At 63.5% G+C, this 22381-nt stretch carries 24 protein-coding genes; 12 read left to right on the top strand and 12 right to left on the bottom strand.

The window, feature by feature from the left end:
* Nucleotides 1–25: 25 nt before the first annotated feature.
* A complete protein-coding gene (locus LGN17_RS20000; RefSeq protein ID WP_226198306.1) occupies nt 26–760 on the bottom strand; it encodes an ABC transporter substrate-binding protein in 735 nt (244 codons plus the stop codon).
* A gap of 380 nt (nt 761–1140) precedes the next feature.
* Here LGN17_RS20000 and LGN17_RS19995 point away from each other — a divergent pair, with 380 nt between their 5' ends.
* Nucleotides 1141–2586 carry a DEAD/DEAH box helicase gene (locus LGN17_RS19995; protein ID WP_226198305.1) on the top strand — a complete coding sequence of 482 codons (1446 nt, stop codon included), beginning with the start codon at nt 1141–1143 and terminating at the stop codon, nt 2584–2586.
* A gap of 108 nt (nt 2587–2694) precedes the next feature.
* Here LGN17_RS19995 and LGN17_RS19990 read toward each other — a convergent pair whose 3' ends face one another.
* Entirely contained in the window at nt 2695–2910 is a 216-nt protein-coding gene (locus LGN17_RS19990; RefSeq protein ID WP_226198304.1) for a hypothetical protein, read from the bottom strand.
* A gap of 202 nt (nt 2911–3112) precedes the next feature.
* On the opposite strand from LGN17_RS19990, the gene LGN17_RS19985 reads away from it, so the two are divergent.
* The gene (locus LGN17_RS19985) at nt 3113–3427 is read left to right on the top strand and encodes a hypothetical protein (protein ID WP_226198303.1); all 315 of its coding nucleotides are present in this window, start codon (nt 3113–3115) and stop codon (nt 3425–3427) included.
* Between the two features lie 203 nt (nt 3428–3630).
* Here the strand turns inward: LGN17_RS19985 and LGN17_RS19980 are convergent, their stop codons facing one another.
* The 3 genes from LGN17_RS19980 to LGN17_RS19970 form a co-directional block, all read right to left on the bottom strand.
* Nucleotides 3631–4035 carry a hypothetical protein gene (locus LGN17_RS19980; RefSeq protein WP_226198302.1) on the bottom strand — a complete coding sequence of 135 codons (405 nt, stop codon included), beginning with the start codon at nt 4033–4035 and terminating at the stop codon, nt 3631–3633.
* Between the two features lie 173 nt (nt 4036–4208).
* Nucleotides 4209–5447, bottom strand: a complete 1239-nt coding sequence (locus LGN17_RS19975) for a dicarboxylate/amino acid:cation symporter (RefSeq protein WP_226198301.1) — start codon at nt 5445–5447, stop codon at nt 4209–4211.
* Nucleotides 5431–6093 (bottom strand): GntR family transcriptional regulator, encoded by a 663-nt coding sequence (locus LGN17_RS19970; protein ID WP_226198300.1) that lies wholly within the window; start codon nt 6091–6093, stop codon nt 5431–5433. The genes LGN17_RS19975 and LGN17_RS19970 overlap by 17 nt, the downstream gene beginning before the upstream one ends.
* A gap of 150 nt (nt 6094–6243) precedes the next feature.
* Between LGN17_RS19970 and LGN17_RS19965 the strand changes: the two genes are divergently transcribed.
* Nucleotides 6244–6708, top strand: a complete 465-nt coding sequence (locus LGN17_RS19965; RefSeq protein ID WP_226198299.1) for a GNAT family N-acetyltransferase — start codon at nt 6244–6246, stop codon at nt 6706–6708.
* A gap of 189 nt (nt 6709–6897) precedes the next feature.
* Entirely contained in the window at nt 6898–7845 is a 948-nt protein-coding gene (locus tag LGN17_RS19960) for a GlxA family transcriptional regulator (protein ID WP_226198298.1), read from the top strand.
* A gap of 86 nt (nt 7846–7931) precedes the next feature.
* Here LGN17_RS19960 and LGN17_RS19955 read toward each other — a convergent pair whose 3' ends face one another.
* The 6 genes from LGN17_RS19955 to LGN17_RS19930 all read right to left on the bottom strand — a co-directional run bounded on the left by LGN17_RS19955 (nt 7932) and on the right by LGN17_RS19930 (nt 12250).
* Nucleotides 7932–8414 carry a YybH family protein gene (locus LGN17_RS19955; RefSeq protein WP_226198297.1) on the bottom strand — a complete coding sequence of 161 codons (483 nt, stop codon included), beginning with the start codon at nt 8412–8414 and terminating at the stop codon, nt 7932–7934.
* A gap of 125 nt (nt 8415–8539) precedes the next feature.
* Nucleotides 8540–9394 (bottom strand): DJ-1/PfpI family protein, encoded by an 855-nt coding sequence (locus LGN17_RS19950; RefSeq protein WP_226198296.1) that lies wholly within the window; start codon nt 9392–9394, stop codon nt 8540–8542.
* 153 nt (nt 9395–9547) lie between these two features.
* Complete coding sequence (locus LGN17_RS19945) at nt 9548–10294, bottom strand: SDR family oxidoreductase (protein WP_226198295.1); 747 nt, start codon at nt 10292–10294, stop codon at nt 9548–9550.
* 216 nt (nt 10295–10510) lie between these two features.
* Entirely contained in the window at nt 10511–11356 is an 846-nt protein-coding gene (locus tag LGN17_RS19940; RefSeq protein WP_226198294.1) for an MBL fold metallo-hydrolase, read from the bottom strand.
* A gap of 18 nt (nt 11357–11374) precedes the next feature.
* A complete protein-coding gene (locus tag LGN17_RS19935) occupies nt 11375–11701 on the bottom strand; it encodes a hypothetical protein (RefSeq protein ID WP_226198293.1) in 327 nt (108 codons plus the stop codon).
* A 6-nt stretch (nt 11702–11707) separates the two neighbouring features.
* Nucleotides 11708–12250 (bottom strand): sugar ABC transporter, encoded by a 543-nt coding sequence (locus tag LGN17_RS19930; RefSeq protein ID WP_226198292.1) that lies wholly within the window; start codon nt 12248–12250, stop codon nt 11708–11710.
* Nucleotides 12251–12416: 166 nt separating this feature from the next.
* On the opposite strand from LGN17_RS19930, the gene LGN17_RS19925 reads away from it, so the two are divergent.
* The 5 genes from LGN17_RS19925 (at nt 12417) to pntB (ending at nt 18392) form a co-directional block, all read left to right on the top strand.
* On the top strand, nt 12417–13322 hold the full coding sequence (locus LGN17_RS19925; protein WP_226198291.1) for a LysR substrate-binding domain-containing protein: 906 nt from the start codon (nt 12417–12419) through the stop codon (nt 13320–13322).
* A gap of 110 nt (nt 13323–13432) precedes the next feature.
* On the top strand, nt 13433–14236 hold the full coding sequence (locus LGN17_RS19920; protein WP_226198290.1) for a lipid II flippase Amj family protein: 804 nt from the start codon (nt 13433–13435) through the stop codon (nt 14234–14236).
* Nucleotides 14237–14280: 44 nt separating this feature from the next.
* Nucleotides 14281–14793 (top strand): chloramphenicol phosphotransferase CPT family protein, encoded by a 513-nt coding sequence (locus LGN17_RS19915; protein ID WP_226198289.1) that lies wholly within the window; start codon nt 14281–14283, stop codon nt 14791–14793.
* A gap of 580 nt (nt 14794–15373) precedes the next feature.
* Nucleotides 15374–16966 (top strand): Re/Si-specific NAD(P)(+) transhydrogenase subunit alpha, encoded by a 1593-nt coding sequence (locus LGN17_RS19910; RefSeq protein WP_226198288.1) that lies wholly within the window; start codon nt 15374–15376, stop codon nt 16964–16966.
* A 13-nt stretch (nt 16967–16979) separates the two neighbouring features.
* Nucleotides 16980–18392, top strand: coding sequence for a Re/Si-specific NAD(P)(+) transhydrogenase subunit beta (gene pntB, locus LGN17_RS19905; protein WP_175952411.1), 1413 nt, complete (start codon nt 16980–16982; stop codon nt 18390–18392).
* Nucleotides 18393–18845: 453 nt separating this feature from the next.
* On the opposite strand, the gene LGN17_RS19900 is transcribed toward pntB, so the two are convergent.
* The gene (locus LGN17_RS19900; protein WP_226198287.1) at nt 18846–19472 is read right to left on the bottom strand and encodes an ABC transporter ATP-binding protein; all 627 of its coding nucleotides are present in this window, start codon (nt 19470–19472) and stop codon (nt 18846–18848) included.
* A gap of 305 nt (nt 19473–19777) precedes the next feature.
* On the opposite strand from LGN17_RS19900, the gene LGN17_RS19895 reads away from it, so the two are divergent.
* The 3 genes from LGN17_RS19895 to LGN17_RS19885 all read left to right on the top strand — a co-directional run bounded on the left by LGN17_RS19895 (nt 19778) and on the right by LGN17_RS19885 (nt 22308).
* On the top strand, nt 19778–20215 hold the full coding sequence (locus LGN17_RS19895; RefSeq protein ID WP_226198286.1) for a tetratricopeptide repeat protein: 438 nt from the start codon (nt 19778–19780) through the stop codon (nt 20213–20215).
* 93 nt (nt 20216–20308) lie between these two features.
* Nucleotides 20309–20758, top strand: a complete 450-nt coding sequence (locus LGN17_RS19890; protein ID WP_226198285.1) for a GNAT family N-acetyltransferase — start codon at nt 20309–20311, stop codon at nt 20756–20758.
* Between the two features lie 137 nt (nt 20759–20895).
* Complete coding sequence (locus LGN17_RS19885; protein WP_226198284.1) at nt 20896–22308, top strand: HD domain-containing phosphohydrolase; 1413 nt, start codon at nt 20896–20898, stop codon at nt 22306–22308.
* Nucleotides 22309–22381 lie beyond the last annotated feature (73 nt).

Below are 22381 nucleotides of genomic sequence, written 5' to 3'. Positions count from 1 at the left end.
GATCGCTGCGCCGCGCCCCATGCATTCACGCTTGCGGCGCGACCGATGCGCCGGTGATGCCATGCCGCCGCAGCGAATCCGCGACGAAACCCGACGCCTTCATTTCCTCGACGAACGCATTCAGCGCCGCCGCGGCCGCTTCGCCGCGGCTCTTCGGCACGCCCATGGCCTGCCGGATCACCATGAACCGCTCGTCGAGCAGGCGCAGGCCGGGCGTTTTCGCTGCATCGGCCTCGAGCTGCTGCTTCACGCCTGCCGCCACTTCCAGTTGTTGTTCGAGGAAGGTTGGCACGACGGCTTGCGACGTCGGCGCACGCACGATCTGCGCGGCCTTCAGTTCGCGCGTGAGGAACAGGTCGTAGGCGCTGCCTTTGCCGACGGTCACGCGGTTGTCCGGCTGGTCGACGTCCGCGTTCGTGCGGATCGGCGACGCGTCACGCACCAGATAGAACCCTTCGATCAGCACATACGGCGCAGTGAACGCGACCGTTTCGCCGCGCAGCGGATCGATCGCGAAGAAGCCGAAATCGGCACGCTCGTCGGTCAGCGCCTGCACCGACTTTCCGGCGGTGTCGAACACTACGAGCTCCAGTTCGGCCGACAGGCGCTCGGCGAACGCGCGCGCGAGGTCGATCGACACGCCGAACGGTTCACCCGTCGCCGGGTCGCGGTTCGCAAGGATCGGGTTGCCGAGGTTGATCGACGCGCGCAGCTTGCCGGTCGGCGTGAACGCGGAGAGAACGGAAGGGGCGAGGGGCATGGGAGGCTCGTTGCGGTCGTAGGGTCAGGGTTTGGGGCGCGTCGAGGTACGACGGTGCGTCGGCATCGAGCTTATCACCGGGCTTTCGTCATGGAGCGGCGTCGAGCGGCGCAAGCCTGCCTGCGTCGCCAGCCGGGAGACGCGATAGATGCGCCTTCCCCCTCGTCTTGTGGCCCGAACGGTTATCGATGGGCGAAGGAGTTGAACGGATGCGACAGGCGAGTGGATGCGGGAAAAGAGGGGGATTTGCTTGCTCCGCGCCGGCGGCGGCGGGCGGTTGGCCGTGTCGTCGCACCGCGTCGGCGCCGTCCAGCCGGGAACAGTGGGCTTTGATTCGCCCGGCAACCGCTAGAATTACGGTTTTAGTCCGGAATACGTCCATGTCTTTTGCCTCGCTTGGCCTGATCGATCCCTTGCTGCGTAATCTGCAGGACCTCAATTACCAGGCCCCTACGCCGGTGCAGGCCAAGGCGATTCCTGCCGTGCTCGGTGGCAAGGACGTGATGGCTGGGGCCCAGACCGGCACGGGCAAGACGGCGGGTTTTGCGCTGCCGCTGCTGCAGCGGCTGGTGCAACACGGCCCGGCGGTGTCCAGCAACCGCGCCCGTGTGCTGGTGCTGGTGCCCACGCGTGAACTGGCTGAACAGGTGCTGCAAAACTTCGTCGCTTACGGCAAGGGCCTCGATTTGCGATTTCTGGCCGCTTACGGTGGCGTGAGCATCAACCCGCAGATGATGAAGCTGCGCAAGGGCGTGGATGTGCTCGTGGCCACGCCGGGCCGTCTGCTGGATCTCAATCGCCAGAACGCGGTGCAGTTCGACCAGGTGCAAGCGCTGGTGCTGGACGAAGCCGACCGCATGCTGGATCTTGGCTTTGCGCGTGAGCTCAACGCCGTCTTTGCCGCGCTGCCCGCCCAGCGCCAGACCCTGCTGTTCTCCGCCACGTTTAGCGACGACATCCGCGCGATGGCGGCGACCATTCTGCGCGGCCCGGTCAATATCAGCGTCAGCCCGCCCAATGCCACGGCCAGCAAGATCAAGCAGTGGGTGGTGACGGTGGACAAGCGGAACAAGCCCGACCTTTTCATGCACCTCGTCGCCGAGAACAAGTGGGAGCATGCGCTGGTATTCGTCAAGACGCGCAATGGCGTGGATTACCTCGCGGCCATGCTCGACGAAGCGGGCTATGCGGTCGACACCATCCACGGCGACAAGCCGCAACCGGCGCGCCTGCGTGCGCTGGAACGCTTCAAGACGGGCGAAGTACAGATGCTGGTGGCCACCGATGTGGCCGCGCGCGGGCTGGATATCGACGACCTGCCGCTGGTGATCAACGTGGACCTGCCGATCGTGGCGCAAGACTATGTGCACCGTATTGGCCGTACCGGCCGCGCCGGCGCCAGCGGTGTGGCGGTGTCCCTGGTGTGTGCCGACGAAGCGCCGCAACTGGCGGCGATCGAGGCGCTGATCAAGCAAACGCTGCGCCGTGAAGAAGAGCCGGGTTTCGAGGCTGAACACCGCGTGCCGGAAACCAGCGCGACGGGCCAGATCATCAAGAAACCCAAAAAGCCCAAGAAGCCGAAAGTGCCGCAAGCTGCGTCGGGTGCCATGCCGGCGCCGGGTAAAAAGCCGCGTCCGCAAGGTGGTGAGAGCAAACACAAGGCTGCGGCGCCGCGCGCTGGGCTTGCGGGTCAGGGCAAGCGCTCGTCCAGTGGCAGTCCGTTCAGCGCGCAGAAGCCACGCAGCAAACCGGCCGGCCAGCCGGCCGCGGGCGCGCGCAAGCCGGCTGGCAAACCTGCTGGCGGCCGTGGCAAGCGCCCGTCCTGATTCGTTGGGATGAGGCGTGCCAGCCATGGAGGCATGGTTGGCGTTTTGGGGGCCGCCGCTGCTGGCTGTGAAAACTCAAGGGCAGCGGAACTGCCCGATTCGCCAGGTTCAATGCAAATCACTTGCGACGATCGACGCCAACGCCCGATCGCCGTCGCGTTGGGCCGTGTCTTCCGTGGAAAAGATGTCGGTACTGAATGCGATCAGTTTGAAGCCGGATCCCGCGGAGCGGGGAACCGTGATGCCCCAGTGCCAGCCTCCATCTTGCTGGAACACGTGGAGGGCATGAGGCGCTTGGGCCAGTGCGGGTGAAGAAGTCGTCATGGCGTGCTCTCCCGTCGTAGGGCGACTGCGGGGCAACTACATCGGACGCGCGAACCCAGTCTACGAGCACTTTTGCTGCGGCGCAATATTCGAGTCTCGCGAACATGCCAACGTGTGAATCGCCACAATTTTGAAATACAAATATGCAACGTCGGAGATGACTGGCATATTGATGTGACGATTAGGATTGTTCGGAGGCTTTATGGATCGCAGTTCGCTTGTGTGGGCGGGGGTGCCGCATAGCAGCGACGGCGTCGTGTTTCAGATTCGGGTCGGCCGCGGGCTTCAGCGTTTTCATATTGCTCGATTGATTCTCGAGAAGGCGTGCGACCTTGAGAGACTGGCGTCTGACGCGCGACAGCTCGAATGCTTTTACGAGCATTTGGCGCCGATCCTGGCGGTCGCACGGAAGACGCGCTCAAAGGCGAAGGCCGATACGGTGTCGCTGAATGTGTCGGATTTTGTTCGAACGGGCAGTGGCCGGGGCGAGCAGGGGGCTTGGGCGGGAATGCGGTAATTGACAGGGACTGGGAAACATTTCTTTCGCGCAGTCTCGTGATTGAGCCTCGCGATGAAAGGGCGTCGCTCAATGACCGCATCCCCATGAATGAAAAACGCTGGCCGGTGAACTGGCCAGCAAAATGGTCCTGGCGATCCGAGGTTGAGGTGTGCCAGGACCGTAGACACTGAACGGCGTGCGCAACAATCTGTGATCGCAGTTTAGGCTGGGCTAGCGCATGCGGCCAGACGTGCACTCACGCCCGGAAGCCTGAAGGCATCGTAGGGCTGCTTGGGCACGTCCCATGTTGCGATCATCGCGGCAGTCGGCAGATAGTCAGGATCGGCCGACGCGACCCCGGCCCACACGCCTTGAGACACCTGTCTGCCATGGAGATAAAAGTGCAGCTCACGGCCGGCGCGTTCGCAAATACACCTGATTCTCTCCACCGACTGGCCCAATCCTCTAATCCGTGCGACTTGGTCGCGATCCAGCTCGAACACGGCACTCATCACGCCGTCACAATCGCCAATGGCAATCATGTTGCTGTCATCAGTCAACGCCCACGTCGGATGCGGCGTGCCTAAGCGCAGCATAAAGTAATCTGCAGATTCCGAACCAACCATACTGTTTCTCCTGCAAACATGCATCGCTCTACTAACCGAGGATCAATAAAAACGAACGTTCATCCAATCCTGTTCTCGTCGTCGCACCTGGATGCTCGAGTGGATGCGCTCCAGCGCGTTGCAATGGGCGGGCGCAACATGGAAGCGCCCTGCGCCCGCAGCTTCCGAAGCACCTACACGCTTGCCTGACGCGTCACGGTTTCCGCGGCGAGACTGTCCGAACCGGAAAGTCTCACCGCAACAGCCGCTGCCGCCGTGCTCCCGTAGACGTTGAGGGCGGTTCTTCCCATGTCGAAAAAGGCGTCGACGCCCAAAAGCAGCAGCACCGCATCGGCCGGCAACCCGATCGACGTCAGAACGATGGTGATGGCTACGATCGCCCCGGAGGGCACATTGGCTGCGCCGTCGATGGTGATGATCGTCAAGATCAAAATCGTAATCACCAGCGGCCAGGACCAGGCAAGGTGATATGCGTCGGCCAGATAGCCGACCGCAAGGGCCGTGTAGAGGACCGCGCCGTCGCGATTGAAGATATATGCGAGCGGCAAGATCGTGGACGCCACGCCGTAGGGAACGCCCAATTCAACCAGCTTCTTCAGGTGCAACGGGTAGGTAATTTCAGACGAACGCGTCGTGAAACCCAGGATCAGGGGTTCCTTCACCTTTCTGAAAACGGCGAGCGGCGACTGGCCGGCGACGCGAATGACGAGGGTGAGGACAACCGCCAGAATTGCCATGCCGAGATAGGCCACGCCCAGAAGTTCGACAAGCGAGTGCACGCCGGTAAAACCCTTGGCCGACAGCAGCTGCGCGATCGCGGCGAAGATCGCGAGCGGCGACCATGCGATCACCCACTGGGTCATCTTGAACAGTCCCGACAGCAGCGCCTCGAAAACGGCAATCGCAGGCTCGGCCCGCTCCGGGGCAGCCGCCAATGCCGCACCGAAAATGACTCCGAAAACGAGTACTGGGAGCGAGTTCCCTGCAGAGAGCGCGGCGACGATGTTTGCGGGGATCAAATCGACGAGAAATTTCGTCCAGTCGATGCTGGACGCGAGTGCTGCGGGCATCGATCCGGAGTGAATGACGCTCGCGCCGAGACCCGGTCGAAATGCAAAGTTGAGCAGCAGGCCGAGCGATGCCGCCAGGCCCGTCATGAGAACGAAGAAGCCGATACTGGATAGTGCGACCTTTCCAAGCCGCTCGCGAAGTCGGCCCGCACGAAAGACCCCGACCGTGACCGACAGGAAGATCAATGGCATGACGACCATCTTGATCGCGTGGCCGAACATGGTGCTTAGAAAGCCCAGCTTCGCGGCAAAGCCAGGAGCAAACACGCCGCAAGCGACGCCCAGGACAAGCCCGCCAAGCATTTGTATCGGGAGGGAAAGCCCCTTATTTTTCGTGTTCATGCCGCGCCTTTAGTAGTTTTATCCGTGCGGGAGTACCGTCGACGATGTGATTCCACATGTGCTGACGTGCAAGCTCGCCGTTGTTCGCTTCGATTGCGTGAAAGATGTGCAGGTGCTCGATCGTGCCGCGCCGAACGGTTTCGGCGTCACTCCGCGGGAGTTCGTTCAGGGCCAAGGTTTGAGCCCGCAATAGACCATATGCCGTCGAGATTCGCGCGTTCCTTGCGGCGGCAAACAACGCTTGATGAAACACCCAGCCGACGCGTTGCTCGAGCATGATGTCCGCGACGTCCTGGTCAATCAGCTGCTGCATTTTCTCTGCCGCCTCGCGAAGGTCAGCCGTTACGCCCGACCTGGCTGCAAGAAACGCAGCGGTGCTCTCGAGAGCGAGCCGCATTTCAAAGATTTCGCGGAGATCGCTCGTCGTCGGCGATGCGATATAGGTCCCACTCTTTTCGATCACGACGACCAGCCCTTCGGACTCGAGCAAATGCAATGCGCTGCGCACGGGCATTTGGCCGAAGCCAAGTTCGTCCGACAGGCCTCGATGGGATACTTTCTGCCCAGGCGCAAGACGCCCGTCAAAAATCCTCGATCGGATCTCGTCGTAGGCAAGCTCTGCATCGGTCGAAACTTTCGACGTCATCTGTGATCGCAGTTATCGTATGATTGGAAAAGAGATGGCTGATAGGAAATTACCCTTACTGGTTGTGCCCGGCAACTGCTATTTTTGCCAGTAGGGTTGCCGAAAGAGAACCTGAAGAAAATCAGCGTGACGAAAGGGGCGGATATTTAAATGACTTCACAAGATGTGCGCTTTACCATCTGCGCCGTTCGTGCGGAAGAAACCTATCCCCTCAGGGCCGCAATCCTGATGGCCGGAGATGAGGAGGGGAGCGCCCTGCACGGAGACCTCGCCCCAACGACACGGCACTTTGCCGTTCGTGATAATCGCGGCATTGTTGCTGTGGCATCAGTGTGTAAAGAAGGGCAATCCGGTATTTTGAACCCTGAAGCCTGGCGCCTTCGCGGCATGGCTGTCCATCCATCGGTACGCGGTCTGGGATTCGGACGCCTTCTGGTCAATCTATCCATTCGCCATGTCCGCGAACAGCATGGAATGCTGCTCTGGTGCACGGCGCGCGAATCGGCATACCCATTTTATGAAATGCTCGGCTTTAATCGCGATCCGGTACCGGTTTCAATGCCGGGTCGCGACGACATGAGATTCTATTTAATGCAGTTCCAGATCGTGTGCTGATTTTCGTCCGCTACTGACGTCAGACAACCTGACGCTGTCTGCGCGATCTGCTTCAGCCTTCCATGTTGAGCCGTCTCCGATCGGGGCTGATCGTAAACGACATTTTTCCCTCATTTCAGGCCAGGTGGCGCAATTTGAGGGTTCCTCGTAAAATGCGCCTTTCCGGGGTTCTCAGTTGATGATTGCGTGATGCATCGAATCGGATTCTTTGTTTGCCGTGGCTACGACGCGCTTGATCTGGGCGGGCCGCTGTCGGCCTTCAATCAGGTGATCACAGCGGCGGGCCATACGCCCTATGATCTCCATGTCATCTCGCAGTCCGGCGGACCGGTTCCGTGCAATACGGGCGTTTCAATCGAAACGAAGCCGATCGGCAGGCGCACGTTCGACACGGTCGTTTTCGTGGGCGGCGATATCGATCCGATGCAGACACCGGAGAACATCGCCGCCGCCAGGAAACTGGGCGCGCGGGCCGCGCGAGTGGCAAGCGTGTGTACGGGGGCGTTTCTGCTTGCGGAAACCGGCTTGCTGGACGGCTTGAGAGCGACGACGCACTGGCGATACGCTGCTCAATTGCAGTCGCGCTTCCCGCTCACCCGGGTCGAGGGCGACAGTATCTATATCGAGGAAGGCCGCATCTGGACGTCGGCGGGCATCGCGTCCGGAATCGACCTGGCGCTCGGCATGATCGAAAAAGACATGGGCGCGGAAGTTGCGCGCGCTGTCTCCCGGCTCCTGGTGGTCCCGTATCGTCGGCCAGGCGGTCAGTCTCAATTCTCGGCCATGTCGCAGATGGAGCCGGAATCGGATCGCATCCGCATCGCGCTGAATTTTGCGAGGGAACATCTGGCGGAAGCGTTGCCGGTCGAACGGCTCGCCGAGGCCGCGAGTTTGAGTGTGCGACAGTTCGGGCGCGCATTTCGCCGGGAAACCGGCGAAACTCCCGCCAAGGCGGTCGAGCGCTTGCGAGTCGAGGCGGCGCGGCTGCGCCTGCAGAGTGGCAGCGAACCGATCGAACAGATTGCGCTGGCAGTGGGATTCACCGATCCGGAACGGATGCGGCGGGCCTTCATCAAGCTGCACGGGCACCCGCCGCAGGCGATTCGACGCGAGAGCCGCTCGAACGGCGCGCGCTGATCGACCGTCGGCCGCCGGCCGATCAGCGCGCCGCCTGGCCAAGGTCCTTCTGACGAACTAGTGGCGCTCCGGGCAGGTCACGATTCTCAATGGTCATCCGTGGTCAGCGGGCCGTAATCGTTCCACATGTCGCGATGCAACTTCCACGCGCCGCCCTCTTTCAGAAAGACGAGAATCTGCTTGCCGCGGTATTTGAGCTTTCCATCGTGGTCATGGATCTCCGCATCCGAAACTTCCGTCACGATCCGGTCGTTACCGTAGAACTCGTCATTGCTGAACGAAACGATCGCGGGCTTTGATCCGGCATACCCCTTGGTGAAGTATTCGACGATCGCGCTGCTCCCGGTTACCTTGTCGCCTCCGGGCGGCAAAAGCGTGCCGTCGGCGGTGTAGAGGCGGCCGATCGCCTCGTAATCCCCTCGCGCAAAGGCATTCGCCCATCGCGCATTCTCGGCTTTGATGGCCGCTTCGGGCGGACGTTGCGCACCACCGGCAGTCGCCGGCGCAGCAAACGCAAAAAAGGTGACGCTGGCTGCAAGCGCAGCAGTGAAAATACGCGTGTTTTTCATCGAACGGTTTCCAATCGTGGCTTGAATTGAGAGGACTGCGAAAATTGGAGGGTGAGGCAGGCAATGTCGGTTGAGGTGTCCATCGCGGCTTGCAGATGGGTTGGCTCACATTGCCCGCACGCGTTTCAACGAACGCCGGGTATGCGTGCGAGCCCCCTGGATGCACCGGGCAGTTCCTTGTCGACCATCGCGATGACGTCCGGCCGCGCGTCTCTCGGATGGCCGGAGTGGAACGGCGGCGCGGGATCATATTCGATCGCGAGCTGCGTGAATTCGGCGGCCTGTTGACCGCGCAGTTTCGCGGCCACGCGCAGAGCGAAGTCGATGCCGGCCGTCACGCCGCCGCCGCTCATGAACCGGCCGTTGTCGTCTTCGACGAAGCGATCGGGCACGGGAATGGCGCCATATTCGGCCAGCTTGTTGACGAAGGCCCAATGGCACGCGCTTCGCTTGCCCTTGAGGACGCCCGTTGCGGCGAGCACGAGCGAACCGTTGCAGACGGACGTCACGTGCTTGGCGCTTTCCGCCAGACGCCGGATCTGCGCTTGATACGCGGGTCGCATCGGCGCCGACAGGTCGGACCCGCCGGGGACCAGCAGCACGTCGGTCCTGTCGATATCGGCCAGCCGCTCGGTCTTGCCGTACACGACGCCGAATTCGAGCGTCACGTCGCCGCCATTGAGGCTCGCATAGCGAACGTTCGTATTCGGTAGCCGATGGAAGATCTCGCTGGGGCCGGCGAAGTCGAGCAGCGTTCCGCCGTCGTAATTGACGATCAGGATATTGAGCGGGTCACCCGGGGCAAGTTCTCCGGCGCTGCCGGTCTGTGCAAGCGCAGGGGTGGCGTGCCCAAGCAGGGCTCCGCCGCCGAGGACGGCGCCGAGCGTGGCGATGCTGCCAAACTTGAGCACATCGCGGCGGGAACGACCGGCCACGGTGAGTGGCTGTCCGGACGGTTTGTTTTCGCTACTGTCGGTCAAGATCATTTCTCCTTGCGCGTCGGCCCTTGTGCGAGCGCAACCAGGCTGGGCCGGATGGAATAACCGCCGCGACGCAATGCGTGGCGGACGTGAGATCGGATAAGGGGGATGAGCCGCGATGACATGCAGGGCCTGGAATCGGCCGTCGCAGGCTCAAAGCTGCGAGGCGCCGCCATCGACGACCAGTTCGGCGCCGACGACGTACGAGGATTCGTCGCTGGCGAGATAGAGCGCGGCGTTGGCGATGTCCTCGGCCTTGCCCATGCGGCCCACCGGAATGGCTTCGGCGAACTCGGCCTTGCGATCGCGAACCCATTCGTCCGGCATGCCCCACCTCGAGAGCAGCGGCGTGTCGATCGCGCCTGGCGCGATCGCGTTGAAGCGGATTTTCCGGTCGAGAAACTCGTAGGACCAACTGCGGGCAAGCGATCGGACGGCGGCCTTCGTGGCTGCCGTCAACGAGATGCCGTGCTTGCCGGTCTGCGCGACGAACGAGGTATTGAGAATGACCGACGCGCCCTCGCGCAGGTCCGGCAGCACCGCTTGAAGCGTGAACACCACGCCCTTGACGTTGATGTCCATGATCTCGTTGTAGAGCGCGTCGTCGATGTCGTTGGCTGCGGACGGGAACGCCCAGCCGGCGTTCGCGAACACGACATCCAGGCCGCCGAACTTCTCCTTGATCTCGGCGGCGATTGCCCGCATGTCCTCGATCGAACGAACGTCACCCTTGAGAACGAGCGCATGCTCGCCGAGCTCGGCCTTCACGCGCTCGAACACCGTTTCGTCGCGACCCGTCACCGCTACCCGGGCGCCTTCGGCAATGAACAGCTTCGCGGTGGCAAGACCGATGCCGCTGGTACCACCTGTGATTAACGCCGACTTGTTTTTAAGCCTCATTTTCTGCTCCTTTCTCCGTCGTGATTGATCGGGCCGAAAGCTCAAAACGCAATCGCGTTTTTACCTTTCTCGGCTCGATCGTCCACGCGAAGTATGGAACGCGAGGCGAATGGCGCAAAGGTCGAATAACCCTCAAAAAGCGTCACTCGGCTTAATCGGGCGACCAATGGATATCGGCGTTGGACGGTGGCGTCGCGTGTCCGGATACGTGTGGCTTCATGCTTCACGCTCGTAAAGCAATTCATATCCTCGACTCGTGCGCTTGACCCGGGCGAACCCGAGTTCCCCCAAATGCATGCCTGCGATCAGGAGCCCGTCCGAGCTGACCCGATCGAGAAGCCGTGATCGGGTGGCAGCTGCCAGCGATGCATCGTGATCGAAGGCAATCGATACGTCCGGCCGCCGAATCTGGATATGCGGAAAATGAACCACGTCCCCCCACACGAGAAGGCCTTGATCGCGGGATTCAAGAACATATCCGGTGTGGCCATCGGTGTGTCCCGGCAGCGGCAGCGCGCCGATGCCGGGGAGCACGTGTCCGTCCTCGAACATGCGAAGCCTGTCGCCATAGGCATCGAACACCTGACGCGCCTTCGCGAAGTTGCCGCGAGCCCGCTCGCTGGCGCGACTGAGGTTTCCGTCGTCCTGCCAGAACCTGACCTCTCGCTGATGCACGACCAGTTCCGCGTTCGGAAACGCGACCTGGCCCGCATCATTCACCAGCCCCCCGACATGATCGGGATGGGCGTGGGTAAGCAGGATGGTGTCGATCGCAGCGGGTTCGATACCGGCACGCACCAGGTTCGTCCGGAGTTGGCCGCCCCATTGCTTGAACCCGCCCGCCCCGCCATCGATGAGCACGGTGCGGCCCGCTCCGCGTACGACGTAGCAGTTGATATGCACCGTCGCCGGCTCTTTTTGTCCCGCGTCCCGCTGCATGCTCGACGCCTCGTCCGGATCGATATTCGACAGGAAGTCGAGACTCGCCGTGAGATATCCATCGCTGATGGCGGTAATCGTGAAGTCCCCGACTTGCTGGCTCGGAAAGGTAAGGGTGGACATCGTGTTTCTCCGAATCGGCTAGTTGCGAGCGTGAATGTTCGACGCGGTGTAACCAAAACACCGAATGCGCGCCGTGAGGCCGGTGCGGCGAGCGATCGCCTGATCCAGCGCTGCCATGAACCGTTCCATGACCGCTGGTGTGCGAGACGCCCCGTCGCGATAGCGGATGTCTGCGAAGACGGGGTGTCCATGCCCGTGGCGAACCGCCAGAAAAATGACGTGGACGTTCTTGAGTTCCGCCTCGAGCACATGCGTACAGAGTTCGACGCAGTCGCGCGACAGCTCGGCAAGATTTTCATCAGCCGGCATCCGCTTCGCATCGATCGAGAAAGTGACGTTCGGCATCGTGGCCTACTCCTGCGCGATCGACAGGGCACGTGTGCTTGTCAACTGCTTCGTCATCGGCGCGTAAAGGTGAACGCCTTCCGGGCGCGGCTCGACGAGCAGCGCGCTTTGCGGTGGCACGACGGCGAGCCAACGTCGCTCCGGAAACTTCTCCAGCGCAACGGCCTGCATGGCCAGCGGTTCGAGGCCCGACCGAATCAACGGATCGGGGCCGCCGGCACTCAGTGCGAGGCGTTCACCTTCCTTTATCGCCGGCGCGAGGCCGATATCGCTGTAGAGATTCCGATGCCAGTCGGTGATGTGGCGTTGCCATTTCGCGAAATTGCCGCCGCCTTTCCGGCGATATTCGTCGCCGGTCAGGACATCGAGGCCGTCGATCGTGTGGATCGCCAGATAGACAGGGCAACCGCCCGTGATCGCCTGGAACCGCTGCGACGTGTGAAACCCCGTCACCGAGATCAGGGCGGGCAGCTTTTCAAGGCTGTAGAAGTCGTTCCATTCGGCTTCACTGTCGCGGTCGGCGAAGCTGCATTCTACGGTGTAGATCATTGGATTGTCCTTTGGGCAGGATGCACATCCATCCGGGAACGTCCGATGTTCAGTGCAGTAACGTAATGCTAAGCTCGCAATTTCGCGGCATAAAACGAATTAAAGTCAGCCTTCAGTGATATTTGATCAAGCTGATGGCGAACACACCCTGACCGACACGACGCCCATGTCCCGCAAGATCCCAAGCAATGCCGCACTCCAGGCGTTTGAAGCCGCGGCCCGACACGGCAGCTTTGCCCGAGCCGCCGAGGAACTGGCGCGGACCGAGGGCGCCGTCAGCCGTCAGATCGGCCGGCTGGAGGCGTTCCTGGGCGTTACCCTGTTCGAGCGGATCGGCAATCGGGTACGGCTTGCGCCGAACGGCGCGCGCTATGCGGTGCAGGTTCGCGAGATTCTGGATCGACTCGAACGGGACAGCCTGTACCTGATGGGGCAGCCGATCGAAGGCGCGAGTATCGATATCGCCGCCATTCCAACCTTTGCCACCCGCTGGCTGATTCCCCGGCTGAAACACTTTCAGGATCGGCATCCGAACATCACCGTGCATATCGCCGAGCGGATGGAACCGTTCCTGCTGGCCGGGAGCGGTTTCGACGCGGCGATTCATTTCGCGCATCCGGCATGGGCGGGGATGCATCTGCATCCGCTGCTGGAGGAAGTGCTGGTGCCCGTCTGCAGTCCGGCGCTACTCGCCGGCGCCGGGGCGAACCCGTCGCTGGATGCATTGCCACGTCTTCACCGGCGACAAAACCCGGACGCGTGGCAGGCCTATGCACAGGCGGCCGGCATCGTGCTGAGCAATTCCGCGGTCGGCGCGCGTTACGACCTTCATTCGATGTTGATCGAGGCGGCGCTGGCCGGCCTGGGTGTCGCGCTGGTGCCGCGCCTTTACATCGACGCGGAGCTCGAGCAGGGCCGCCTGGTCGCACCGTGGCCGGTGGGCACGGCGGTGACGAAAAACTTCTGCCTCGTCCTGCCCGAGCCGATCGAACTGGCCGACGGGCCGTTGCAGGCGTTCGCGACCTGGATCCTGAATGAAGCGCGGGCCTCGGCGCCACACGGTCGCGACTGACGCGCGTCGCCAAACCGTTACCGCTGCGCAAACGGCTTCTTCAGGCTGACGCGCCGGGCGCGGGTTGCGCTCGGGTACACTCGTGATCCCGTCACGCACGCGGCACCAGCATGGACAGTCAGCTTTGGATCATCTGCGGGCTTACCTTCGTCATCCATGTGATCGCGACACTGGCGTATGCGGTGCGCATCGCCGGCGTTCGCACGCGTCGCATTGCGTTGTCGTTTTCGTTGTTCGGGATCATCGCGCTGGTGTCGCGAACGGCCAATTCCTTTCAGGGGCCGTTCATCGCGAAACGGGTTGAAATGGACATCGCGCACCGGATGGGGAGCGGATTGCTGGCCGACTTCCGGTGGTTCCTGCTCGCCGCCACCGCGGCGACCATCGCCGGGTCGTTCCTGATCCCGACGTTCCAGCGTTATTTCAGTCGCGCTGTCGAACACTTCCAGGTGAACCGCTCGATTCCCCGCCTGCTGCTGCACGCGTGCAGTCGTGCGGGTATCAACTATCTCCGCGTCGGTGCGCGACTGCCGTCCAGCCAGAACGTCACGCAACTGACCGCGAACATCGGCGTGTCATGGGGCGTCATTGCGCTGAACGTTGCCGCGATGGCGATCTGGACGGTCGGCGTGTTCGCGTCGCTGTATGCGGGCTATCTGAAGCCCGAACTGCGAGTGACGTGCGCGAACCTGTCGTCCGTCATCAACGGATTCGCGACCGTCGTGCTGGCGGTCGTCATCGACCCGCAGGTTTCCGTCATGACCGACGACGTCATCGAAGGGCGGATATCGGAGAACAGCTTTCGGCGCGCCATCACGACACTCGCGCTTGCGCGCGTGCTCGGCACGGTGTGCGCGCAGGCGGTGCTCGTGCCGGCCGCGCTTGTCATCGTGCGCGTTGCCGAGCTGATCTAGCGCGGCAACCGGGCAACCGACAATCTCACCAGCGGACCATCGCCATGAAACCCGTCGCTGTCGTATTGCACGGCCCGACCAGTGCAGGAAAGAGCAGTCTGGCGCGGGCGCTCCAGCAAAGTTCGGGCGTGCCGACGTTTCACGTGTCGCTCGACGCGTTCGTCGAAATGTCGCGCCGGCGTGACATGCGATCGGACGAAGAACGGAATCAGGCGCTGAGACTTCACCTGCTCAACCTGCAGTCGACGCTCGCACGGATCGCGGCCAGCCATTTCGAGATCGTGCTGGACCTTGTGCTTCGGGATTTGTCCGCGCTCGACGAGTGCATCGCCGCGCTGTCGCCGCGTCAGACCTTCGTCATCGGCGTTACGTGCCCGCTCGACATCCTCGAGCAGCGCGAACGCGCGAGACCGGATCGGGGCGAAGGCATGGCTCGATCGCAATTCGGGCATCCGGCGTATTCACGTCCGTACTCGCTGCGCATCGACACATCGACCTGCACGCCGGAGGAAGGCGCGCGCCGCATACGTGCGCACGTCGACGCGCAGCGCGAATGATCGTCACCGGATGGGGTCCGGGCAGTCAGTGAGCCTTCCCCTTTGAATTCGCCGGCAATGAAGCGCGTCAGCCACGCGGATTATGTCGTTCGCGCGCGACAAATGGCATTGTGCCGATACGCGGGGAATTCTCGATGAAACCGATTCCGGTGTTTTTATGCCGATCTCCATTTATTCACGTTTCAAACGAATTGCCGTGTTGACGGGGCGGCCAGTGCGGCTCTGGCGGGTGAACGGGCGTTGCCGCCCCTTCGTGTCCAGGCAGGGGATTCATGGATTGAATGCGCATCGATTCAAAATATAAATTTCGGAAAGACCCTGGCACGGGATATGCTCAGCGGGCCTTGTCCGGTCGGAACACATGCCGGATATTCGTCAGGGTAATCAGGCAAGAGCATGAACCGGTTTGCTCCGGCAAGACGATCGACTAGAGGGTCGATTAGAGGATCGAACGTTTGTGAAATCCGCGCGGGAGTGCCAAGCTGCGCGCGGAGCAAAGTCGTACACGGATTGATTGAGTTGGGTGACTTGAAACGCAGGCCGTAATTCCTTGCGACGGCCACTACTGACAGTTCAGGATATGACACTACTGATTGGGGTCCCTCTGGAGACGGCCCACGAGGAGCGGCGCGTAGCGACCGTTCCCGACGTGGTCGAGAAGCTGATCAAGCTCGGGTTCTCGGTGGCCGTGCAAAGCGGCGCCGGCACCGGCGCGAACTTCAGCGATGACGACTACCGCACGGCCGGAGCCGAAGTGGTGGCGACGGCTGCCGATCTGTGGGGCCGCAGCGATATCGTCCTCAAGGTGCGCCCGCCGAGCAGCGAAGAAGTCGCGCTGATGCGCGAGGGCGGCGCGCTGATCGGCTTCGTCTGGCCGGCCCAGAACCCTGAACTGATGCAGCAGCTGGCCGCGAAGCGGGCCACGGTGCTGGCGATCGATTCGCTGCCGCGCACGCTGTCGCGCGCGCAGAAGATGGACGCACTGACGTCGATGGCCGGCGTGAGCGGCTACCGCGCCGTCATCGAGGCGGCCCACGCATTCGGCCGTTACTTCAACGGGCAGATCACGGCCGCGGGCAAGGTGCCGCCGGCCAAGGTGTTCATCGCCGGTGCGGGCGTCGCCGGCCTCGCGGCGATCGGCACGGCCGCGGGCCTCGGCGCGATCGTGCGCGCCAACGACACGCGCGCGGAAGTGGCCGACCAGGTCAAGTCGCTGGGCGGCGAATTCGTCAAGGTCGACTACGAGGAAGAGGGCTCGGGCGGCGGCGGCTACGCGAAGGTGATGAGCGAAGGCTTCCAGCAGGCACAGCGCGCGATGTACGCGCAGCAGGCCAAGGACGCGGACATCATCATCACCACCGCGCTGATTCCCGGCAAGCCCGCGCCGAAGCTCATTACGGCCGAGATGGTGCAATCGATGAAGCCGGGCAGCGTGATCGTCGACATGGCAGGCGAGCAAGGCGGCAACTGCGAGCTGACGGTGCCGGGCGAGGCCGTGGTGCGTCATGGCGTGACCATCATCGGCTACACGGATCTCGCGTCGCGCCTGGCACGGCAGTCGTCGACACTCTATGCGACCAACCTGCTGCGCGTGGTCGAAGAGCTGTGCAAGACCAAGGACGGCACGATCAACGTCGACTTCGCCGACGACGCGATCCGCGGCCTCACGGTCATCAAGGAAGGCAACGTCACCTGGCCGCCGCCGCCGATCCAGCAGCCGGCCGCCGCGCCGAAACCCGCCACGCCGCCGGTCGCGGCAACCGCGTCCAAGGGGCACGGTCACGGCAGCGGCGCGCCGATGTCGGCGAAGTCGCTCGCCATCGTGTTCGCCGTCGGCGCACTGGCGTTCCTGCTGGTCGGCCAGTTCGCGCCGGCCACGTTCCTGTCGCACTTCACGGTATTCGTGCTGGCCTGCTTCGTCGGCTACATGGTGATCTGGAATGTCACGCCGTCGCTGCATACGCCGCTGATGAGCGTCACCAACGCGATCTCGTCGATCATCGCGATCGGCGCGCTGGTACAGGTCGCGCCGCCGTTGGGCGACGCGGCGGCGGAGGGCCGTCCGTCAGGACTGATCCTGGGCCTGGCGGTGGGCGCGCTGACGCTCACGGCCGTCAACATGTTCGGCGGTTTCGCGGTGACGCGACGCATGCTGGCGATGTTCCGCAAGTAAGGAGACGACAACCATGACTTCCAACCTGACTACCGTCTCCTATATCGGCGCGGCCATTCTGTTCATCCTCAGCCTGGGCGGGCTGGCCAATCCCGAGACCGCTCGGCGCGGCAACCTGCTCGGCATGATCGGCATGCTGATCGCCGTGATCGCCACGGTACTCGGCCCGCGCGTCTCGGCCGGGGGCATTCCGTACATCGTGGCTGCACTGGTCGTCGGCGGCGCGGTCGGCCTCTACGCCGCGAAGAAGGTGCAGATGACGCAGATGCCCGAGCTGGTCGCGCTGATGCACAGCCTGGTCGGTCTGGCGGCGTGCCTGGTGGGCTTCGCGAGCTACATCGATACGTCGGTGCAGTTCACGGGTGCCGAGCACGCGATCCACGAAGTGGAAATCTACGTCGGCATCCTGATCGGCGCGGTGACCTTCGCGGGCTCGGTCATCGCGTTCGGCAAGCTCTCCGGCAAGATCGGCGGCAAGCCGCTGCTGCTGCCGGCACGGCACTGGCTGAACCTGGCCGCGCTGGTGATCGTGATCGTGTTCGGCCGCGCATTCCTGCATGCGGAGACTATCCAGGACGGCATGACGCCGCTCATCGTGATGACGGTGGTGTCGCTGCTGTTCGGCGTGCACATGGTGATGGCGATCGGCGGCGCGGACATGCCGGTCGTGGTGTCGATGCTCAACAGCTACTCGGGCTGGGCGGCGGCGGCCACCGGCTTCATGCTCGGCAACGACCTGTTGATCGTGATCGGCGCGCTGGTGGGCTCGTCGGGTGCGATCCTGTCGTACATCATGTGCCGCGCGATGAACCGCAACTTCATCAGCGTGATTGCCGGCGGCTTCGGCACCGGCAGCGGTGCGCCCGCGGCGGCGGGCGGCAGTGCCCAGCCGGCCGGCGAAGTGGTGGCGGTGAGCGCGCTGGAGACGGCCGAGTTGCTGCGCGATGCGAAGAGCGTGATCATCGTGCCCGGCTACGGGATGGCCGTGGCGCAAGCCCAGCACACCGTGCATGAACTCACGAAGGTGCTGCGCGAGAAGGGCGTCGACGTGCGTTTCGCGATCCATCCGGTGGCCGGGCGCATGCCGGGGCACATGAACGTGCTGCTCGCGGAGGCGAAGGTGCCTTACGACATCGTGATGGAGATGGACGAGATCAACGGCGATTTCCCCGAAGCCGACGTGTCGATGGTGATCGGCGCGAACGATATCGTGAACCCGGCGGCGCAGGAAGATCCGGCGAGCCCGATCGCCGGGATGCCGGTGCTCGAGGTGTGGAAGGCCAGGACCTCGATCGTGATGAAGCGAAGCATGGCGTCCGGCTATGCGGGCGTCGACAATCCGCTGTTCTACAAGGACAACAACCGGATGCTGTTCGGCGACGCGAAGAAGATGCTGGACGAGGTGTTCGGGGCGTTGAAGGCCTGACGCGGAGCATCGCCGGGTGCGTGCGCGGGTCGAACGACAGCCGTCGGATAGTCGGCTGATCGGGGCCCGGCACGCCGGGCATGCGCATCGGGGAAGGCACGGCAGTGCGAAGCGGGGTGGTACGTTTCGCACTGCCTGCCGGTAAAAGGCAGCGATCGATTGCCGGCGCGCAGATCGACGATCGACGCGCACGATGCCGTTGGAACGGGAGGCCGCCGCATCGCTGGCGTGACGATCGCAGCGGCTTCGCCGGTTGCCGGAATGGTTCCGGTCGGCCGCTGTCCTTCCCGCCCCAAGGCGCGGTCGCGCCTGACCGCACGAACACTTGACGAACACCGAGGTCTCGCCTGCCGGCGATACCGTACTTGCCGCGAACGATACCGGCGCCTTTCTTCCCCGTGTCATGCCGCCGCGCCTTGTCCATCCCCGTGACCGCGCCGGCGACGATGCCGTCTATCCGGCAGCGAATCCAAGCTCCGCAAAACAGGTAATCCTTGCGTCGCAGGCGCGCGCCAATGCCGGATCGTGACTCGAAAAGAAGACGGTCCGGTCTGCCGCCAACGTCCTGAACAGGTCGATCAGAACCGCACGCGACGCGGCATCGAGCCCGCTGTCCGGTTCGTCGGCGATCACGACGGCGGGCGCGCCGAGCGTCGTCGCCGTCAGGAACAGTTTCTTGCGCGTGCCGAACGACATCTGCTCGAAGCGCTTCTCCAGATGCGGTGCAAGCCCGAATCGATCCGCCAGCTCGAGCGTGCGGGTGTCGACGACGGCATTCCTGGCGGCCGCGACGAGACCGAGAAACTCGCGACCGGTCTGGGACGGATACGCCAGGCAATCGTCGGGCACATACGCCAGCGCGGATTTCGCATCGTGCGGCGCGGTGCGCAGCGAATGGCCGCCGATCCACACCTCGCCTTCGTCCGCGTCGATCGCGCCGGCGAGAATGGCGAGCAACGTCGATTTGCCGCTGCCGGTTTCGTCGCACAGCGCCACGCATCCGGCACCGGATGCGTGGCTGAGTCCTTTGAAGATGACGCGCTTGTCGTAGCGCTTGCCGAGATTGTCGAAGCGGAGCATGGATCGGTAGTCAAACGAAAATTTGCCGGGCGAGCGTGACCTGGACCACGGTCAGCAGGATGCCCGGCAGCACGGATTGTCAGGACGCGTAGCGTTGCGGCAGATAGTGTAATGCGAGGCGCGGTGCGCCAGGGCACACGAAGGCGAGCCCAAAGTCGCGGCGCGCGGGTCATACGGCTCGGGTATGCTGGATGAATGCCATCCGGATGACCGACCCGGGCGGCAAAACCGCACACAATCACCGCGATTGCATCGCAACCACCGGCCACACCGGGCCGATTTCAACTCCGGAACAGGGACTCGACATGGCAGAACTGGACAACGCACTGTACGAACGGATCGGCGCGCTGAGCGACGCGGGCGATGCATTGATGGAAGACGGCGACTACGCAAGCGCACTGGCGAAATTCTGGGCGGGATTCGACCTGCTTCCCGAACCCAAGACCCAATGGGAAGCCGGAACCTGGTTGATGGCCGCGATCGGCGACGCGAATTTTCTTCAAGCGGACTACGCGGCCGGACGCGACACGCTCGCCCAGTCGATGCATTTCCCGAACGCGATCGGCAACCCGTTCCTGCACCTGAGGCTCGGTCAGTGCCAGTTCGAACTGGGCGATCTCGACCGCGCGGCCGACGAGCTGATGCGCGCGTACATGGGCGGCGGGCCGGAACTGTTCGAGGACGAGGACGGCAAGTATCTGCGATTCCTGGCGACGCGGGCGGAAGGCATCGAGACGCCCTGACGCGCCGTTCGTGCCGGCGGCCGGCGTCGCGAGAACGCTTCGACGCTTGCGCTGCGACGCCGGGCCTTTTCTCCGCGTGAGCGCGATTTGCCCATGAACCTGACCTTTCCCGTTACCACCCGATCCGACGCCGAAACGCTGGTTGCGATCCGCATCGCCGCGATGCGCGACAGCCTCGAACGCATCGGCCGCTTCGATCCCCGGCGTGCGCGCGAACGCTTTCTCGCGTCGTTCGACCCGGCGCTGTGCCGCTTCATCGAAGCCGATGGAGTGAACGCGGGCTTTTTCGTGGTTCGGCGGCAGGAAGACCACTGGCTGCTCGATCATCTGTACATCGTGCCCGAGCATCAGGGAAAGGGCATCGGCGCGGCCGTGCTGCGCAGGATCTTTGCCGAGGCGGACGAGATGCGCGTGCCCGTACGCGTCGGTGCGCTGCGCGGCAGCGATTCGAACCGCTTCTATGCGCGGCACGGCTTCGTGCAGGCGGACGAAGCGGAGTGGGACATCTTCTACGTGCGCGAACCGGCTTCGACGGCGGGGTAGATCGCATGCGGTCGCGCGCCGCGGTAACGCATCCGCGGCGTGTTCCGGACGAGCGCATCAGCGTTTTCCCGGATATGGAATGCGCGGTGTATGCCGATGATGCAGAGAGAATATAAATACACGATCCGAGGCCTATCATGACGACATCTGCAACAAACGGACCGAATGCGGTATCGCCTGAAACGAGCGGGGCGCCGGCGACATCCGACGATGCGGGTGGCGTACCGTCGATCCTGCTGGTCGACGACGAGCCAAGCATGCTGTCGGCCCTCAAGCGCGTGTTCCGGCCTGCCGGCTACGAGATCCTGACTGCGCAAAGCGGTGAGGCGGCCCTCGAGATACTGGCATCGACCGAAGTCGACCTGATCGTGTCCGACATGCGGATGCCGGGCATGAGCGGCGCGGAGTTCCTCGCGCGGGCCCGGGCGCTCTACCCGGACACGATGCGCATCCTGCTGACCGGCTATGCGGAGATCGCGTCGGTCGTGCAGGCCGTCAACGACGGCGGCGTCTATCGCTACCTGAACAAGCCGTGGGACGATCACGACCTGCTGCTGACTCTCGAACAGGCGCTGGAGCAGCGGCGCTTGCGGCGTGAAGCGGCCCGGCTCGCCGCGCTGACGGAAGCGCAGAACGAAGCGCTGCGCCGTTTCAACACGGAACTCGAAACGCAGGTTCGCGCGCGCACCGAAGAGCTCGGCCAGACCGTGATGTTCCTCGAAGCCGCGCAACGTGACCTGAAAAGCAGTTTCACCGCGATGGTTCAGGTCTGCGCGAGCATGATCGAGATGCGCTGCGGGTCCGCCAGCGGTCACGCGATGCGGGTCGGCGAGATTGCGCGGCGGCTCGCGCTGGCCGCCGGGATGAGCGAGCTGCATGCACAGGACGTCTATTTCGCGGGGCTGCTGCACGGCATCGGCAAGTTGTCGCTGCCGGACGAATTGCTGCACAAGCCGCTCGCGAAGATGACGGCGGAAGAACACGGCCTGTTCCTGCAGCATCCGCTGCGCGCGCAGATGGTGCTGACGCCGGTCGCGCAACTGCACAAGGTCGCGTCGATCGTGCTGCACCAGTACGAACGCTTCAACGGACGCGGCACGCCGGACGGGCTGGCGGGCGACGCGATCCCGATCGGCTCGCGGATCGTGGCGATCGCGCGCGATTTCGAAGGGCTGCGGAATGGCGACATCGGCGTGCCGCATTCGGTCGAACAGGCGATCGATGCGCTGCGCTCGCAGGCGGGCGTGCGTTACGACGCGCTGGTCGTCGAAAGTCTGGTCGAACTGATGCGGGACCCGGCGGGCCTCGGCATCGCGGCGTCCGTCGCGGAGATCAAGTCCGCGCAGCTGCGCGAAGGGATGCAGCTCGCCGACGATCTGCGCACACATCGCGGCGTGCTGCTGATGACCAAGGGCAGCGTGATGTCGGCGCACCAGATCGAACTCGTGCGCCGCTTCGAGACGCGCGAGGGGACGTCGTTCGACATCCTCGTGCTGGCCGGCCAGGCGGCCGCGAAGCCGGCGTCGAACGCGGGGGCAGCGCCGGCCTGAGTCCGGCCGCGCGGCCTGATGGCCGCGGTGCGCGACCGGGCGCCGCGGCAACGTACTCACCTCGATCCGGGCG

Source organism: Burkholderia sp. AU30280 (assembly GCF_020420125.1).
In the GTDB taxonomy this organism is placed as follows: Bacteria; Pseudomonadota; Gammaproteobacteria; order Burkholderiales; family Burkholderiaceae; genus Burkholderia.
The sequence above is the reverse complement of the archived record's forward strand: the minus strand, read 5'-3'. Positions and strand labels throughout refer to the sequence as shown.

Bases quoted from the DNA above. Each gene is read 5' to 3' on its own strand.
- LGN17_RS19940 (WP_226198294.1), bottom strand. From the start codon at position 11,356: ATGTCCACCCTTACCTTTCCGAGCCAGCAAGTCGGGGACTTCACGATT.
- pntB (WP_175952411.1), top strand. From the start codon at position 16,980: ATGACTTCCAACCTGACTACCGTCTCCTATATCGGCGCGGCCATTCTG.
- LGN17_RS20000 (WP_226198306.1), bottom strand. From the start codon at position 760: ATGCCCCTCGCCCCTTCCGTTCTCTCCGCGTTCACGCCGACCGGCAAG.
- LGN17_RS19945 (WP_226198295.1), bottom strand. From the start codon at position 10,294: ATGAGGCTTAAAAACAAGTCGGCGTTAATCACAGGTGGTACCAGCGGC.
- LGN17_RS19920 (WP_226198290.1), top strand. From the start codon at position 13,433: ATGGACAGTCAGCTTTGGATCATCTGCGGGCTTACCTTCGTCATCCAT.
- LGN17_RS19975 (WP_226198301.1), bottom strand. From the start codon at position 5,447: ATGAACACGAAAAATAAGGGGCTTTCCCTCCCGATACAAATGCTTGGC.
- LGN17_RS19890 (WP_226198285.1), top strand. From the start codon at position 20,309: ATGAACCTGACCTTTCCCGTTACCACCCGATCCGACGCCGAAACGCTG.
- LGN17_RS19960 (WP_226198298.1), top strand. From the start codon at position 6,898: ATGCATCGAATCGGATTCTTTGTTTGCCGTGGCTACGACGCGCTTGAT.
- LGN17_RS19885 (WP_226198284.1), top strand. From the start codon at position 20,896: ATGACGACATCTGCAACAAACGGACCGAATGCGGTATCGCCTGAAACG.
- LGN17_RS19995 (WP_226198305.1), top strand. From the start codon at position 1,141: ATGTCTTTTGCCTCGCTTGGCCTGATCGATCCCTTGCTGCGTAATCTG.
- LGN17_RS19925 (WP_226198291.1), top strand. From the start codon at position 12,417: ATGTCCCGCAAGATCCCAAGCAATGCCGCACTCCAGGCGTTTGAAGCC.
- LGN17_RS19930 (WP_226198292.1), bottom strand. From the start codon at position 12,250: ATGATCTACACCGTAGAATGCAGCTTCGCCGACCGCGACAGTGAAGCC.
- LGN17_RS19980 (WP_226198302.1), bottom strand. From the start codon at position 4,035: ATGGTTGGTTCGGAATCTGCAGATTACTTTATGCTGCGCTTAGGCACG.
- LGN17_RS19965 (WP_226198299.1), top strand. From the start codon at position 6,244: ATGACTTCACAAGATGTGCGCTTTACCATCTGCGCCGTTCGTGCGGAA.
- LGN17_RS19935 (WP_226198293.1), bottom strand. From the start codon at position 11,701: ATGCCGAACGTCACTTTCTCGATCGATGCGAAGCGGATGCCGGCTGAT.
- LGN17_RS19985 (WP_226198303.1), top strand. From the start codon at position 3,113: ATGGATCGCAGTTCGCTTGTGTGGGCGGGGGTGCCGCATAGCAGCGAC.
- LGN17_RS19895 (WP_226198286.1), top strand. From the start codon at position 19,778: ATGGCAGAACTGGACAACGCACTGTACGAACGGATCGGCGCGCTGAGC.
- LGN17_RS19900 (WP_226198287.1), bottom strand. From the start codon at position 19,472: ATGCTCCGCTTCGACAATCTCGGCAAGCGCTACGACAAGCGCGTCATC.
- LGN17_RS19970 (WP_226198300.1), bottom strand. From the start codon at position 6,093: ATGACGTCGAAAGTTTCGACCGATGCAGAGCTTGCCTACGACGAGATC.
- LGN17_RS19990 (WP_226198304.1), bottom strand. From the start codon at position 2,910: ATGACGACTTCTTCACCCGCACTGGCCCAAGCGCCTCATGCCCTCCAC.
- LGN17_RS19910 (WP_226198288.1), top strand. From the start codon at position 15,374: ATGACACTACTGATTGGGGTCCCTCTGGAGACGGCCCACGAGGAGCGG.
- LGN17_RS19915 (WP_226198289.1), top strand. From the start codon at position 14,281: ATGAAACCCGTCGCTGTCGTATTGCACGGCCCGACCAGTGCAGGAAAG.
- LGN17_RS19955 (WP_226198297.1), bottom strand. From the start codon at position 8,414: ATGAAAAACACGCGTATTTTCACTGCTGCGCTTGCAGCCAGCGTCACC.